At 76.9% G+C, this 13,506-nt stretch carries 11 protein-coding genes and 1 pseudogene; 6 read left to right on the top strand and 6 right to left on the bottom strand.

Features of this window, described 5'->3' with window-relative positions:
* Positions 1 to 124: 124 nt before the first annotated feature.
* The 4 genes from LUW75_RS18895 to LUW75_RS18880 all read left to right on the top strand — a co-directional run bounded on the left by LUW75_RS18895 (position 125) and on the right by LUW75_RS18880 (position 5,626).
* A complete protein-coding gene (locus LUW75_RS18895) occupies positions 125 to 658 on the top strand; it encodes a beta-class carbonic anhydrase (protein WP_250336675.1) in 534 nt (177 codons plus the stop codon).
* Between the two features lie 260 nt (positions 659 to 918).
* Positions 919 to 1,941, top strand: a complete 1,023-nt coding sequence (locus tag LUW75_RS18890; protein ID WP_250336674.1) for an AAA family ATPase — start codon at positions 919 to 921, stop codon at positions 1,939 to 1,941.
* Positions 1,941 to 3,272 (top strand): DUF58 domain-containing protein, encoded by a 1,332-nt coding sequence (locus LUW75_RS18885; RefSeq protein WP_250336673.1) that lies wholly within the window; start codon positions 1,941 to 1,943, stop codon positions 3,270 to 3,272. The genes LUW75_RS18890 and LUW75_RS18885 overlap by 1 nt, the downstream gene beginning before the upstream one ends.
* Entirely contained in the window at positions 3,269 to 5,626 is a 2,358-nt protein-coding gene (locus LUW75_RS18880; protein ID WP_250336672.1) for a transglutaminaseTgpA domain-containing protein, read from the top strand. Before LUW75_RS18885 ends, LUW75_RS18880 begins: the two co-directional genes overlap by 4 nt.
* Positions 5,627 to 5,849: 223 nt before the next feature.
* Here the strand turns inward: LUW75_RS18880 and LUW75_RS18875 are convergent, their stop codons facing one another.
* The 3 genes from LUW75_RS18875 to LUW75_RS18865 form a co-directional block, all read right to left on the bottom strand.
* Complete coding sequence (locus LUW75_RS18875) at positions 5,850 to 6,242, bottom strand: DUF3040 domain-containing protein (protein ID WP_250336671.1); 393 nt, start codon at positions 6,240 to 6,242, stop codon at positions 5,850 to 5,852.
* Between the two features lie 245 nt (positions 6,243 to 6,487).
* The gene (locus LUW75_RS18870) at positions 6,488 to 7,264 is read right to left on the bottom strand and encodes a methyltransferase (protein WP_250336670.1); all 777 of its coding nucleotides are present in this window, start codon (positions 7,262 to 7,264) and stop codon (positions 6,488 to 6,490) included.
* Positions 7,265 to 7,287: 23 nt separating this feature from the next.
* A complete protein-coding gene (locus LUW75_RS18865; RefSeq protein WP_250337725.1) occupies positions 7,288 to 7,743 on the bottom strand; it encodes an SAV_6107 family HEPN domain-containing protein in 456 nt (151 codons plus the stop codon).
* 497 nt (positions 7,744 to 8,240) lie between these two features.
* Between LUW75_RS18865 and LUW75_RS18855 the strand changes: the two are divergent.
* Both LUW75_RS18855 and LUW75_RS18850 read left to right on the top strand, forming a co-directional pair.
* Positions 8,241 to 8,809 (top strand): annotated as a pseudogene (locus LUW75_RS18855) (TetR/AcrR family transcriptional regulator); the annotation flags it as partial.
* 463 nt (positions 8,810 to 9,272) lie between these two features.
* Positions 9,273 to 10,784: a phytoene desaturase family protein gene (locus LUW75_RS18850; RefSeq protein WP_250336669.1), complete on the top strand. Its 1,512-nt coding sequence runs from the start codon at positions 9,273 to 9,275 to the stop codon at positions 10,782 to 10,784.
* Positions 10,785 to 10,813: 29 nt separating this feature from the next.
* Here the strand turns inward: LUW75_RS18850 and LUW75_RS18845 are convergent, their stop codons facing one another.
* The 3 genes from LUW75_RS18845 to thiE all read right to left on the bottom strand — a co-directional run bounded on the left by LUW75_RS18845 (position 10,814) and on the right by thiE (position 13,500).
* A complete protein-coding gene (locus LUW75_RS18845; protein WP_250336668.1) occupies positions 10,814 to 11,695 on the bottom strand; it encodes a hypothetical protein in 882 nt (293 codons plus the stop codon).
* A gap of 51 nt (positions 11,696 to 11,746) precedes the next feature.
* Positions 11,747 to 12,661, bottom strand: coding sequence for a methylenetetrahydrofolate reductase [NAD(P)H] (gene metF, locus LUW75_RS18840; protein ID WP_250336667.1), 915 nt, complete (start codon positions 12,659 to 12,661; stop codon positions 11,747 to 11,749).
* Positions 12,662 to 12,822: 161 nt separating this feature from the next.
* Positions 12,823 to 13,500, bottom strand: coding sequence for a thiamine phosphate synthase (gene thiE, locus LUW75_RS18835; protein WP_250336666.1), 678 nt, complete (start codon positions 13,498 to 13,500; stop codon positions 12,823 to 12,825).
* Positions 13,501 to 13,506: the final 6 nt, after the last annotated feature.

The raw sequence follows: 13,506 nt of genomic DNA, 5'->3' as shown, positions 1-13,506 counted from the left end.
AAGGAACCGGGACGTACCACCCTTCGGGTTCTTCCTGTGGGGTACCTCACAGCGCCCCTCATTGAGGCTCTTTGTCCCCTCTCGGGACGGGCCGCGCGGGGGTCCGGCCACTAACGTCATAGCCATGTCGACTTCCGCGCACTCCCCGATCGATGTCCGGAACGAGACGGTCACCGACCGCCTCGTCGAGGCCAACCGCCACTACGCCGAGCAGTTCACCGACCCCGGGATGGACGCGCGGCCCGTGCTCAAGGTGGCCATCGTCGCCTGCATGGACGCCCGCCTCGACCTGCACGCCGCGCTCGGCCTCCACCTGGGCGACTGCCACACCATCCGCAACGCGGGCGGTGTGGTCACGGACGACGTGATCCGCTCGCTCACCATCAGCCAGCGGGCGCTCGGCACCCGCAGCATCGCCCTCGTGCACCACACGGGGTGCGGCCTGGAGAGGATCACCGAGGGCTTCCGCGACGAGCTGGAGCAGGAGGTCGGGCAGCGTCCCACCTGGGCGGTGGAGGCCTTCCGGGACGTCGACCAGGACGTCCGGCAGTCGATGCAGCGGGTGCGCACCTCGCCCTTCCTCCAGCACACCGACGACGTGCGGGGCTTCGTCTTCGACGTGACGACCGGCCTGCTGCGGGAGGTCGACCCGGCCTGAGCGGCCCGGGGGTCGGCACCGCCCCGGCGCGCCGTGGCCGCCGGGGCGGTGCCGACCGCGGGACCGACCCGCCGAAGCCCTGACATATCGCCCGCGGTTGTCCACAGCCGAGTGACACCGCGCTGCACGACGAGAAGAATGCGAGGGGACACCCCTCCCGGACCGCAGGGAACGCGCCGCGGGCGGTGTCCGTGTTTCCGGGTGGGCCGTGCCGCGCCTCGTCGCGCCGGCCCGTGATCGAAAGGGCCGAGGAGGGCCGGGTGACGACCTATGACGACCGAGCGAGCCTCACTGACCTGACCACCACAGCGGAGCGGGTCCGCCGATCGGTGGAGGGTGTGATCGAGGGCAAGCCCGAGGTCGTAGGGCTCTCGCTGACCGTGCTGCTGGCCGAGGGGCACCTCCTCATCGAGGACGTCCCGGGGGTCGGCAAGACGATGCTGGCGAAGGCGCTCGCGCGGTCCATCGACTGCTCGGTGCGGCGGATCCAGTTCACGCCCGACCTGCTGCCGTCCGACATCACGGGCGTGTCGGTCTACGACCAGCAGCGGCGCGAGTTCGAGTTCAAGCCGGGCGCGATCTTCTCCCAGATCGTGATCGGCGACGAGATCAACCGCGCCTCGCCGAAGACGCAGTCCGCGCTGCTGGAGTCGCTGGAGGAGCGTCAGGTCACCGTCGACGGGCGGTCGTACGAGCTGCCGAGCCCGTTCATGGTGGTGGCCACGCAGAACCCGGTGGAGATGGAAGGAACGTATCCGCTGCCGGAGGCCCAGCGGGACCGCTTCATGGCGCGCGTCTCGATCGGCTACCCGAGCGCCGAGGCCGAGCTGCGGATGCTGGACACCCACGGCGAGGCGTCCCCGTTGGACGGCATCCAGCCGGTGGCGCACGCCCACGACGTGGTGAAGTTGATCGACGCGGTGCGCGGCGTCCACGTGGCCGAGTCGGTCCGGCGGTACGCGGTGGACCTGGTCGGGGCGACCCGGACGCACCCGGACCTGCGGCTGGGCGCCTCCCCGCGCGCGACGCTGCACCTGCTGCGGGCCGCGAAGGCCGCCGCCGCGCTGGGCGGCCGCGCGTACACGCTCCCCGACGACGTGCAGGCGCTGGCCGTGCCCGTGCTGGCGCACCGGCTGCTGCCGACCGCGCAGGCGCAGCTGAACCGGCGGACCGCCGAGCAGGTCGTGGCGGACATCCTGCAGCGCACGCCCGTGCCCGCGGTCGCCCAGCAACCCGCCGGGGAGGCGTTCCTCGCCCAGCGGCCCGGTCTGCGGCGGCTGTGATGGCGGCCGCGGGTCCCGCCGGCCCGGACGGCGCCGTCCGGAGCGGGTTCCGGGGCGCCCTGGGCGGACTGACCACGCGCGGCCGGTCGTTCCTGGCGGCCGGGGTGGCGGCGGTGGTGTGCGCGTACGTGCTCGGCCAGCCGGACCTGCTGCGCGTGGGCCTGCTGCTGGCGGCGCTGCCCCTGGTGTGCGCGACGGTGCTGTACCGCACGCGCCACCGGGTCACGGGCAGCCGGTGGCTCTCCCCGCAGCGGGTGGCCGCCGGCGCGGAGGCCCGGGTGCGGCTGCGCATGGAGAACGTGTCGCGGGTGCCGACCGGGTTGCTGATGCTCCAGGACCACGTGCCGTACGTGCTGGGGCCGCGGCCCCGGTTCGCGCTCGACCGGGTGGAGCCGGGCGGCAGGCGCGAGGTGTCGTACCGGGTCCGCTCCGACCTGCGCGGGCGCTATCCGCTGGGCCCACTGCAGCTGAGGCTGAGCGACCCGTTCGGGATGTGCGAGCTGACGCGTTCGTTCAGCGCGTACGACATGCTGACGGTCGTGCCGCGGACGGAGCCGCTGCCGGCCGTCCGGCTCCCCGGCGAGGCGCCGGGCCGCGGCGACGGACGGCACGGCGCACCGGCCCGGGTCGGCGAGGACGACGTCATCCCCCGCGAGTACCGGTACGGCGACGACCTGCGCCGGGTGCACTGGCGGTCCACGGCGCGGTACGGCGAGCTGATGGTGCGGCGCGAGGAGCAGCCGCGGCAGGCCCGCTGCACCGTGCTGCTGGACACCCGCGCGGAGGCGTACGGGAACGACGGGCCCGGCCCGTCGTTCGAGTGGGCGGTGGAGGGCGCCGCGTCGGCGGTGACGCACATGCTGGAACGCGGCTACGCGGTGCGGCTGCTGACGGACACCGGGGACGCGCTGCCCGGCGACGGCCCGGACGGATACGTGGCCCCGGGATCCGGGGCGGCGGACACGGCGGGGCTGGTGATGGACGCGCTCGCGGTGGTGGACCACTCGGACGAGGCGGGCCTCGACCGGGCGCAGGACGCGCTGCGCTCCGGGGGCGAGGGGCTGCTGATCGCGTTCTTCGGGGAGCTGGACGCGGCGCAGGCGGAGCTGGCGGGCCGGATGCGGCGGCGCGGCGGCGCGGCGGTCGCGTTCGTCCTGGACGGCGCGGGCGCCGGCACGCCGGACGCGGTGCGGCGCCTCCGGGAGGCGGGCTGGTCGGCGGTGCCGGTGCGGCCGGGTGACTCGCTCGCCTCGCTGTGGCGGCATGCCGTGCCGGGCGCGGGAGCGGTCGCCGCCGGTGGTACGACGGGGTTCTCGGGGGGTTGGTCATGAACGGTGGCGGACGCCTGGCGGTGTGTGCCCTGGTCGCCACGGTGGCGGCGGCGTGCGCGCTGCTGCCGCTGGTCGGCGAGATCGGCTGGATCGTGCAGGCGGTGCTGCTGCTGGCGGCCGTGGCCGGGGCGGGCGCGGCCGCGCGGCGGGCCTCGCTGGCGCGGCCGCTGACCGTGGCCTCCCAGGTCGCGGTGGGCCTCGTGCTGCTGACGGTCTTCTTCGCCCGGGAGCAGGCGGTGGCCTGGGTGCTGCCGTCACCGGACGTGTTCCGCCGGTTCGGCGCGCTGCTGCAGGCGGGCGCGCAGGACGTGGGCCAGTACGCGCCGCCGGCCCCGGTGACGGACGGCATCCGGCTGATGCTGGTCGGCGGGGTGCTGCTGATCGGCCTGGCGGTGGACGCCCTCGCCGTGACGTTCCGCAGCGCGGCCCCGGCGGGGCTGCCGCTGCTGGCGCTGTACTCGGTCGCGGCCGGGCTCTCGGGCGGCGGCGGGGCGGGCTGGCTGTGGTTCCTGGTGGCGGCGGCCGGGTACCTGGTGCTGCTGCTGGCGGAGGGCCGCGACCACTTCACCCGGTGGGGCCGGGTCCTCGGCGGGCCCGGGTCCCCGGCCGCCGGCCCGGCCGCGCTCGGCGTACCGGACGGGCCGGCGGCCGCCCCGCTGCGCACCGGGCGGCGGATCGGCGCGCTGGCGCTGGGCGTCGCGGTGGTCCTCCCGGGCGTCCTGCCGTCGCTGGACGGCGGCCTGCTGGGCGGCGACGGCGGCGACGGCGCGGGGGGCGGCACGATATCCGCGGTGAACCCGCTCGTGTCGCTGAAGGAGAACCTGACCCAGGCGGAGGACCGGGAGGTGCTGCGGTACCGGACGAACGCGCCGGACGGCTCCGGGATGTACCTGCGGCTGGTGTCGCTGGACCAGTTCGACGGCACCTCGTGGCGGACGTCGGTGCGCGGCGTGGAGGACGTGCCGGAGCGTTTTCCCCGGCCGGTCGGGCTCAGCGAGCGCACCGGCACGACGGAGATCACCACGAACGTCTCGGCGGCCGGCTCGTACGAGCAGAAGTGGCTGCCGATGCCCTACCCGGCGACCGGCGTGCGGGTCGGGGGACGCTGGCGGTACGAGCCGGTCGGGAGGATGGTCGTCGGTGACGGTGGGCAGACGACGGGCGGCGTCCAGTACTCGGTGAGCAGCCTGGTGGTGCGGCCCACGCCGGAGCAGCTGGCCGCGGCCCCGACGGCGCCGGGCACGCTGCTGCGGGAGTACACGCGGGTGCCGAAGTCGCTGCCGTCCGACGTGCGGGCCACGGCGCTCCGGGTGACGGCGGGCGCGGGGAACGACTACGAGCGGGCGGTCCGGCTGCAGGAGTGGTTCGCCTCGGCGGGCGGCTTCACGTACGACACGACGGTGTCGTCGGGGACGGGGGTCACGGCGATCTCCCGGTTCCTGAAGGACAAGGAGGGCTTCTGCGTCCACTTCTCCTTCGCCATGGCGGCGATGGCCCGCACCCTGAACGTGCCGGCCCGGGTGGCCGTCGGCTTCATGCCCGGCACGCCCTCGGGCGAGGGCACGGTGTCGGTGAGCGTCAAGGACGCGCACGCCTGGCCCGAACTGTACTTCGAGGGCGTGGGCTGGACCCGCTTCGAGCCGACGCCGTCGCGGGGGTCGATCCCGGACTACGCGTCCCCGCAGGCGCCGGCCGATGAGCGGCCGGAGGCGGAGGAGACCCTGCCGAGCCCGTCGGCGGCCCCCTCGGCGCAGCCGTCCCCGCAGGACGGCTGCGCCGCGCGGGCGGCCGGGGCGGAGGGCTGCGCCGGGCCGACGCCTCCCGGTGCCCGGCCGCCGGCGGGGACGGACGCGGCGCCCGGACCGGTTCCGCTGGCCGCGGCCGCGGCCGCGGCGGCCGTCGTGCTGCCGCTGGTGCCGGTGGTGTGGCGGCGGAGGCTGCGGACGCGGCGGCTGCGCGGCGGACGGCCGCTGGCGGTGTGGGAGGAGGTCGTGGACACGGCCTGGGACCACGGCGTCCCGCCGGACGGGGCGCTGACCCCGCGCGGGACGGCTGGGCGGTTGGTGCGGGCGGGCCGGCTGGAGGGGGCCGCGGCGGAGGCGGTCCACCGGATCGCGGGTGCCGTGGAGGAGGCCCTCTACGCGCCGGCGCCGCGCCCCGCGGACGGCCTGGCGCAGGACGCGGCGCGGGTGCGCGCCGGGTTCGCGGCGGCGGGCGGGCGCGGGACGCGCCTGCGGGCGCTGCTCGCGCCGCGGTCGGCGGCGCGGGTGGCGTGGGCGTTGTCGCGGCGCCGGGCGGCGGTGGCGGCCCGCTGCGGCGCGCTGCTGCGGTGGCCGTCCCGGCGGGCGGGCTAGGCGCCGCGGCTCCCGGAGGGGCGTTCCCTCCGGGAGCCGCGGGCCGTCGCCGGGCCGCGGCCCCGCAGGAGGGTGCCCGCCCCCCGCGGGCCGTCACCGGCGCGCCCGGGAGGCGGAGAGCCCGGACACGGCGGAGGAAGACGCGGGCGCGGACACGACGGAGGAAGACGCGGACACGACGGAGGGGTGACCGCCGGTGCGGTCACCCCTCCGTCGTGGTGGGTCAGTGGCCCTGTTCGTCGCGTCGGCGCTGCCAGCGCTGTTCGATGCGCTCCATCATCGAGCGGCGCCGGCGGTCGTCCCCGCCGCGGGACACTCCCCCGGCGGCGGGCTGCTCCCCGGGCTTGGGGGTCCTGCGCCAGCCGGTGACGGCCAGGACCGCGCAGCCGAGCATGACGAGGAACCCCACCACGCTGATCCAGATCTGCTGGGCGACCATTCCGGCCATGAGGAGCGCGATACCCACCAGGAATCCAGCGACCGCCTGGTAGACCCGTCGTCGGGTGTACGTACGCAGCCCGCTTCCCTCGAGCGCTGTCGCGAACTTGGGATCTTCGGCGTACAGCGCTCGCTCCATCTGCTCGAGCATTCGCTGCTCGTGCTCCGAGAGCGGCACGGAGTCCTCCTCATCGTCGGTCGCGGGGGCGACCGGTATGCGGCCCTTCCAGGATAGGCAGGGAATCGTCCCCGTGAAACCCGCCCCAGTGCCAATCGCCGATCGGGCCGCCATGCCGGTTCGGCTGGTGAGACGTTGATTCCCCGTCGCCCGAACCGTCATGCCGGACGGTGTCCTTCGATCATACGGGGATCCCGGCGCGATCGGGGCGGTCGCGGCGACTCGGTCCCCCGCTGCGGCGCTGTTCAGGCCCCTCCACCGGGTCGGCTCCGCTTTTCACCCAGCACGTGCAGCTGCGTGGCCACCGAGTGGAACGCGGGCAGCTCGGCGGCGGCGGCCTCCAGCCTGTTCAGGGCCTCGACGGCGCCGGGCTCCGTGTCGGCGAGGACGCCGGGGACGAGGTCGGCGAAGACGCGCACGCCGTGCACGGCTCCGACCCTCACCCCGGCCGCCTCGGCCGCCCCGGTGAGCTGCTCGGCGGTGAAGCGCCGCGGCACCGCGTCGCCCTCGCCCCAGCGGCCCGCGGGGTCGGTCAGCGCGTGGAGCGCCTGGTTGAAGTGGCCGGCGAGGGCCTTCGCCAGGACGGCACCGCCGAGGCCGGCCGCGAGCAGGCTGAGCACGCCGCCCGGGCGCAGGGCCTCGGCGGCGTGGCGCACGCCCTCGGCGGGATCGTCGACGTACTCCAGGACGCCGTGGCAGAGCACCGCGTCGAAGCCGCCGCGCTCGACGACGTCGAACAGGCCGTGGACATCGCCCTGGACGCCGCGGACGCGGTCGGCGACGCCCGCCTCCGCGATGCGGCGCTCCAGGGCGAACAGGGCGTCGGGGCTGGGGTCGACCACGGTGACGCGGTGGCCGAGGCGCGCGGCGGGCACCGCGAAGTTCCCGCTGCCGCCGCCCGTGTCGAGGACGTCGAGGCTCTCCCTGCCGGTCGCCCCGGCCCTGCGGTCGAGGGCCCCCTCCAGGACGTCCCACACCACGGCGGTACGGAGGGAGGCGCGGGTGCGCTGCGGGTCGGACACGGCGGTTGACTCCTCGGTGGCGGTTACGAACGGTCCCAGCCTATGGCCTCGGGCGCGGTCTCCGGCCGCAGTGCGAGCGAGCGCTCCACCAGGCGCAGGAACGTCGCGGCGTCGCGTACCAGGTCGTCGGCGTCCCGCGCCGAGACGGCGCCGCGCACGCCCGCCTCGGCGCGGGCCCTGCGGGCGGCCCCGGCGGCGAACAGGGCGCTCCACTCGGCCAGCTCGGGCGCGGTCTCGGCCAGCAGCTCCCAGGCGGTGCGGATCCCCCGCCGGCCGCGCTGCGGGGCCTCGGGGCGGCCGCGTACGGCCAGTACGGCGGCGGCGGTCCGCAGGGCGGCCAGGTGGGCCGTCGCGTACCGCTCGCCGGGATCGCCGAGGGTGGCCGCCTCGGCCAGGCCGGCGTGCGCCCGGGCGAGCAGGTCGAGGGCGGCCGGCGGTGCCGACGAACGGCGGAGCACGGGGTGGACGTCGCTCGCCATGGCGGACCTCCTGTCGTCGCGTGGGGCGCTTCGGCCGTACGGGTTCCATCCTGCGGGCCGCCACTGACATCGACGCCGGCACCGGGGCTCCGGCGGCCGCGGCCCGGCCACCGGCGGACGCCCCGCCGGGTCGCTCCCCGGCTGCCCCGTCCGGTCGCCGGTACCCGTCCCGCCCGCGGTTCCGTCCCGTCCGGCGGCCGTCCCGCCCCTCCCGGGCCCTCCGGCCGGCCCGGAGGGCGGGGCGACCCACGGGGGCACGGGCGGTGAGGGGGCCGGCGGAGGCGGACGGCGCGGCCGGACGGCGCCGCCGATGCCGGGGGACGTGCGAGGGGAGGGCGGGAGGGGGAGGCGGGGGGCCGGGGCGGAGGGGCCCGCGCGGCCGGGCGCCACGGGGCGGAGCCGGAGGTCGCGCCCGGTGGCGCGGCCGTCCGGCCCCCTCCGCCCCGAGCCGGCCCTTCGGACCGGCGGAACGGCCCGGACCCGGGAAGGTGCACCCCGTGGACACCCGGAGCACGCGGCGGCAGGCCACCCGCGCCAAGCTGTACGAGGCGGCAGGCGCCCTCGTCGCGGAGCAGGGGTTCTCCGCGACGGCCATCGGCGGGATCGCGGAGCGGGCGGGGGCGGCCAAGGGCACGGTCCACCGCAACCTCACGGGTGGGACCGGGCTGTTCGAGGAGGTGCCGCGGCACGGCGCGGGGCTGCTCACCGCCTCCCTGCGGGACGCGCATCGAGGCGTTGGACGCGATGATCCGGGCGGGGCTGGTCCTCCCCGGCCGGCGTCCGGCCTTCGCCCGGCTACGCGGCCGAGCTGTGGCGGACCGACCGGGCGTGGCAGCCGACCCTCCTGGCGGCGCGGCGGAGGGCGGTCGCGGTCGTCGAGGCGGTGCTGCGGGCCGCCGTCGCGGGCGGCGAACCGGGCGAGGACGTCGACGTCCCGCTGACGGGGGCCGCGCTCGTCGGCATGGTGCTGGCGGCGGCGCTCGGCCGGCGGGCGTTCCAGCGGGAGCGGCCCCTCGACGACGTGCACGCCGCGCTGTCGCGGATGCTGCCCGGGCGGGCGGGCGGCCACCGACCGCGCGCCCGCCGCTACGGGGAAGCGCCGGTCCGGTGGGGTGCGTTCCCCCCGAGTCCCACCAGACCGGCGCATCACCCCGCGCCCCCGGTTCCCCCTCCCCCGTCCGGACGGGTGCGCGACGCCGGTTCCGCGGCCCCGTGTCGGCGGTGCCCGTGCCGCGCCCCTTTCCGTGACCCCCACTCTTCCGCCCCGGCGGTCCGCGGCCCATCCGCACGCCTACTCATCCGGGGAGCTGAGTACGGGTACTCAGAGCCTCCGCACCGGTCCCCCGCACGGGAACGGCCCGGAGTTCCCCGACAGGCCCTTCGACCGGGGCACCGGCTCCCCGCGCGCGGAGGGACGGCGGCGGCCGCGGGGCCGCTCCCCGGGCTCCCGACGGGCCGGAGGGGGAGCGGCGGACCCGGGGGCCGGGCCGCGCCGAGAGGCCGGGAACAGGGCTTGTAGAGTCCCCGGCATGGCACGGATTGCGGTGATCGGCGCCGGCATGGGCGCCATGGCGGCGGCCGCCCGGCTGGCCGTGGCGGGCCACCGGGTGACGGTGTACGAGCGCACGGAGACGTACGGCGGCGGAGTGCGCCGGCTCGTGCGGGACGGCTTCGGTTTCGACACCGGCCCCGGGCTGCTGCACCTGCCCGCCGTCTACCGGGACCTGTTCGTCAAGACCGGCAGGGAGCCGCTGGAGCGGTGCGTCGGGCTGACGCAGGTCGATCCGGCGAGCCGGCACGTCTTCGCGGACGGCACGGCCGTGTCGTTGCCGAACGCGTCGCGGGCCGGGGTCGTCTCGGCCCTGGACGGCGCCCTGGGGCGGGGTGCGGGCGAGCGGTGGGCGGCGTTCCTGAACCGGGCGCGCGACGCCTGGGACCGCTCGCGCCGTCCGCTGCTGGAGGAGCCCCTGCCGGCCGACGTGGCGCCGTTCTTCCGCGATCCGTACCCCGCGCCGAGGACGGGGCTGCTGCGCCGGACCGCGACGACCCTCGCCGAGGTGGGCCGCCGGGAGCTGGGCGACGGGCGGCTGGCCGCCCTGCTGGAGGGGTACGCGCTGGCGTACGGACTGGACCCGGCCGCCGCTCCCCCGTCGGCGGCGGTCCTGCCGTACATGGAGCAGACCTTCGGCACCTGGTACGTGCGCGGTGGCCTGCGGGCGCTGGCGGACGCGGTGCACGAGCGGTGCCTGGCGCGGCGGGTGGGGTTCGTCTTCGGTGCCGAAGTGGTCGGCGTGGTGGAGGAGGACGGGCGGGCGGCCGGGGTGGAACTGGCGGACGGGCGGGTCGTCGGGGCCGACCTCGTGGTGGCGGGGGCGCCCGTGCCCGCCCTGTACCGGGACCGTGTGGTGGCGTGGGAGCGCCGGGACGCGTGGCCGCGCTTCCAGACGGGCGCGGTGACGGGACGGGTGACCGTGTGCCTGGCGCTGCGCGGCGCCCGGGAGGAGGGCGCGGCGCACCGCACGGTGGTGCACTCCGCGGAGCCGGCCGGGGAGCGGGCGGCCCTCGCGGGCGGCCGGGCGCCGTGCGAACGGCCGACCGTGGTGGTGCTGCGCCCCGACGACCCGGAGTTGCGGCCGGACGGCGGCCACGAGGCGGTCACGGTGACGGCGACGGTCCCGGCGGGCGGGCCGGGGGCGCCGGACGACCCCTGGGACGGGGCGGGGGTCGCGGAGGCGTTCGCGGACCGGATGGTGGAGGCCGCCGCGGCGGCGGTGCCGGGACTCCGGGAGCGGTTGCTGTGGCGGGAGGTCCGCACACCGGTCCACACCGAGCAGGAGACCGGCAGCCGGCGCGTTCCCGCCCCTGCGCTGGCGGGCGGGGGCGGCGCCTACCTGCCGGCGGCCAACTCCGCGCCGCTGCCCGGCCTGTACTTCGCCGGCGGCTGGTCCCACCCGGGCGGCGGGCCGGCGCACGCCGGGATGTCGGGGGCGCTGGTCGCCGGGCTGGTCGTGGAGGGCTCCGGCTTCCGCGGCTCCCGGTAGCGACCGCGCCCCGGAGTCCGGCGTCCGGCTCAGTGGTGCTGCTGCAGGCCGTCCGGGCCGTAGCCGTACGGGGGCGGGGGCGGCGGGAACTGCTGCGCGCCGTCGCGCCGGGGCGGCACCCACACCCCGCCGGGCGGGGTGTCCGCGGCGTACTGCGAGGCGTAGGGGCCGGCGGTGTAGGGCTGACCGTAGGGGTCGTGGGCGCCGTGCTGCGGGACGTCGGGGTGGGCGGGTACCGCGTCGGCGTACGGGTCGGCGTGGGCGGGGGCCGTGCCCGCGTACGGGTCGGCGGGGTGGACGGGGGCGGCGTACGGGTCGGGGCAGGCGGCGTATTGCCGCGGGTCGTCCCCGCCGTAGCCGTAGCCGGGGCCGTAGCCGTAGCCGTGGCCGTGGCCGTGGGGGTACGGGCCCGGGTCGTACACCGGGGGCTCGCCGTACCCCACCGGGTGGTCCGCGGCCGACGGGGCGGTGCCGGCCGGGTCGTGGGCCCCGTACTCGCCGGTGCCGTCGGGCAGCGGCCCGTGGGCGGGCGGAGCGTCCGGCGCCGGGGGGACCTGCGGCTCGTCGTACACGGGCTCGGTGACCTCCAGCACGGGGCCGTGGTCCCGGTTCCCGCGGGCGACCCTGCGGCGGCGGCTGGCGCCGGGCCGGCCGCCGAGCGCCCATCCGGTGGAGAAACCGCGCAGGAAGGACAGCGTGACGCAGGTCTGGCCGACGCCGAAGGCCGCGGCGCCGGCGATGATCAGGACGATCGACGACGCCAGGACGCCGGCGACGACGCCGAGGAAGCCGAAGAAGGCCAGCAGGCGCCAGCGCAGCCGCGCCTTGTACTGCAGGAGCACTTCGCCGAGGAGCCAGAGCGCGACGACGCCGAACGCGATGTAGAGGACCGTCCACCAGCTCCAGTCCATGCCCGCCCCTCTCCTTCGGCCGCCGCCTCGGGACGTGACGGGTACGACCGGTCAGGACTGCGGGTGCAGTCCGAGATTCTCGTAGATCTCCAGTGTCGCCGTGGAGTTGTTCAGCGTGATGAAGTGCAGCCCGGGAACGCCCTCGGACAGCAGCCGCGTGCAGAACTCCGTCGCGAACTCGATGCCCAAGGAGCGTACAGCGGCCGGGTCGTCCCTGACCGCGAGGATCCGCTCTTCGACGGCCGCGGGGAAGCGCGCGTTGCTGAGTTGCGGCAGCCGGTCGAGCTGCCGGACGGCCGTGACGGGCATGACCTCGGGGATGATCGGCGTGTCGCAGCCCGCGGCGGCGACCCGGTCGCGCAGGCGCAGGTAGCTCTCGGGGGCGAAGAACATCTGGGTGATGGCGTAGTCGGCGCCGGCCCGGCACTTGTCGACGAAGTGGCGGACGTCCGTGTCCCAGTCCGCGGACCGGGGGTGCATCTCGGGGAAGGCGGCGACGCCCACGCAGAAGTCGCCGGCCTCCTTGACCAGCCGGACGAGGTCGGCCGCGTAGTGCAGCCCCCGCGGGTGCGGGACCCACTCGCCCATCGGGTCGCCGGGCGGGTCGCCGCGCAGGGCGAGGATGTTGCGGATGCCGACGTCGGCGAACTGGCCGACCATGTTGCGCAGTTCGGCGACCGAGTGGTCCACGGCCGTCAGGTGGGCGACGGGCGTGAGCGTCGTGTCGGCGGCGATCTGCTCGGTGGCCTTGACGGTTCCGGCGCGGGTGGAGCCGCCGGCTCCGTACGTCACGGAGACGAAGCTCGGGGCCACCGCCTCCACCCGGCGCAGCGCGTTCCAGAGGTTGCGCTCGCCCTTCTCGGTCTTGGGCGCCCAGAACTCGAAGGAGTACGTGGTGCCGTCCGCGAGCAGCTCGCGCACCGTGCGCGCGCGGTCCGACCTGATGGAGGGGGTGCCGAGGGCCATACGGGCAGGTTAGCCACCCGGAGGCGGGGCACCCAACCGGAGCAGCGCCTTTCGCCCGCTTTCACCGCAATCCCGTCCACCAGGTGGACGGTCGTGGGCGGAAAGCGTCTTTCGCGGGCCCTTCCGTACCGGTCTGCGGACACCCCCCGGACGAGGCCGGTTCAGCCTGCCGCCGCGGGGCGCGCGTCGGCGGTCCGCTCGCGTATCCGGCGGGCCAGGTCGGCCGCCGCGGCGGCCGGGTCGTCGGCCTCGGTGACGGCGCGGACGACGACGACGCGGCGGGCGCCGGCGTCCAGGACCTCGTCGAGGTTGCCGGCGTCGATGCCGCCGATCGCGAACCAGGGCCGGTCCTGGTCGAGGGAGGCGGCGTACCGCACGAGGTCGAGGCCCGGCGCGCGCCGCCCCGGCTTGGTCGGCGTGGGCCAGCAGGGGCCCGTGCAGAAGTAGTCCACGCCGGGTTCGGCGACGGCCGCGTCGACCTCCGCCTCCGCGTGCGTGGACCGGCCGATTAGCACCCCGTCGCCGAGGACGGCGCGGGCGGCCGGGACCGGCAGGTCGCCCTGGCCGAGGTGGAGCACGTCGGACGCGGCGGCGTGCGCCACGTCGGCCCGGTCGTTCACGGCGAGCAGCCTCCCGTGCCGGCGGCAGGCGTCGGCGAACACGGCGAGGTGTTCCAGCTCCTCACCGGCCTCCATGCCCTTGTCGCGCAGCTGCACGACGTCGACCCCGGCTGCGAGGACCGCGTCGAGGAACTCCGGGAGGTCGCCCTGGCGCCTGCGGGCGTCCGTGCACAGGTAGAGCCTCGCGTCGGTCAGGGTCGCGCGGGCGCTGGTGGACATCGGGTG

Source organism: Streptomyces sp. MRC013 (assembly GCF_023614235.1).
Classification (GTDB): Bacteria; Actinomycetota; Actinomycetes; order Streptomycetales; family Streptomycetaceae; genus Streptomyces.
Note: the sequence above shows the minus strand (reverse complement) of the source record. Positions and strands in the feature narration are given on the sequence as shown.

Coding starts and splice junctions, on each gene's coding strand:
- LUW75_RS18895 (WP_250336675.1), top strand. CDS start 125: ATGTCGACTTCCGCGCACTCCCCGATCGATGTCCGGAACGAGACGGTC.
- LUW75_RS18885 (WP_250336673.1), top strand. CDS start 1,941: ATGGCGGCCGCGGGTCCCGCCGGCCCGGACGGCGCCGTCCGGAGCGGG.
- LUW75_RS18880 (WP_250336672.1), top strand. CDS start 3,269: ATGAACGGTGGCGGACGCCTGGCGGTGTGTGCCCTGGTCGCCACGGTG.
- LUW75_RS18865 (WP_250337725.1), bottom strand. CDS start 7,743: ATGGCGAGCGACGTCCACCCCGTGCTCCGCCGTTCGTCGGCACCGCCG.
- LUW75_RS18850 (WP_250336669.1), top strand. CDS start 9,273: ATGGCACGGATTGCGGTGATCGGCGCCGGCATGGGCGCCATGGCGGCG.
- LUW75_RS18845 (WP_250336668.1), bottom strand. CDS start 11,695: ATGGACTGGAGCTGGTGGACGGTCCTCTACATCGCGTTCGGCGTCGTC.
- metF (WP_250336667.1), bottom strand. CDS start 12,661: ATGGCCCTCGGCACCCCCTCCATCAGGTCGGACCGCGCGCGCACGGTG.
- thiE (WP_250336666.1), bottom strand. CDS start 13,500: ATGTCCACCAGCGCCCGCGCGACCCTGACCGACGCGAGGCTCTACCTG.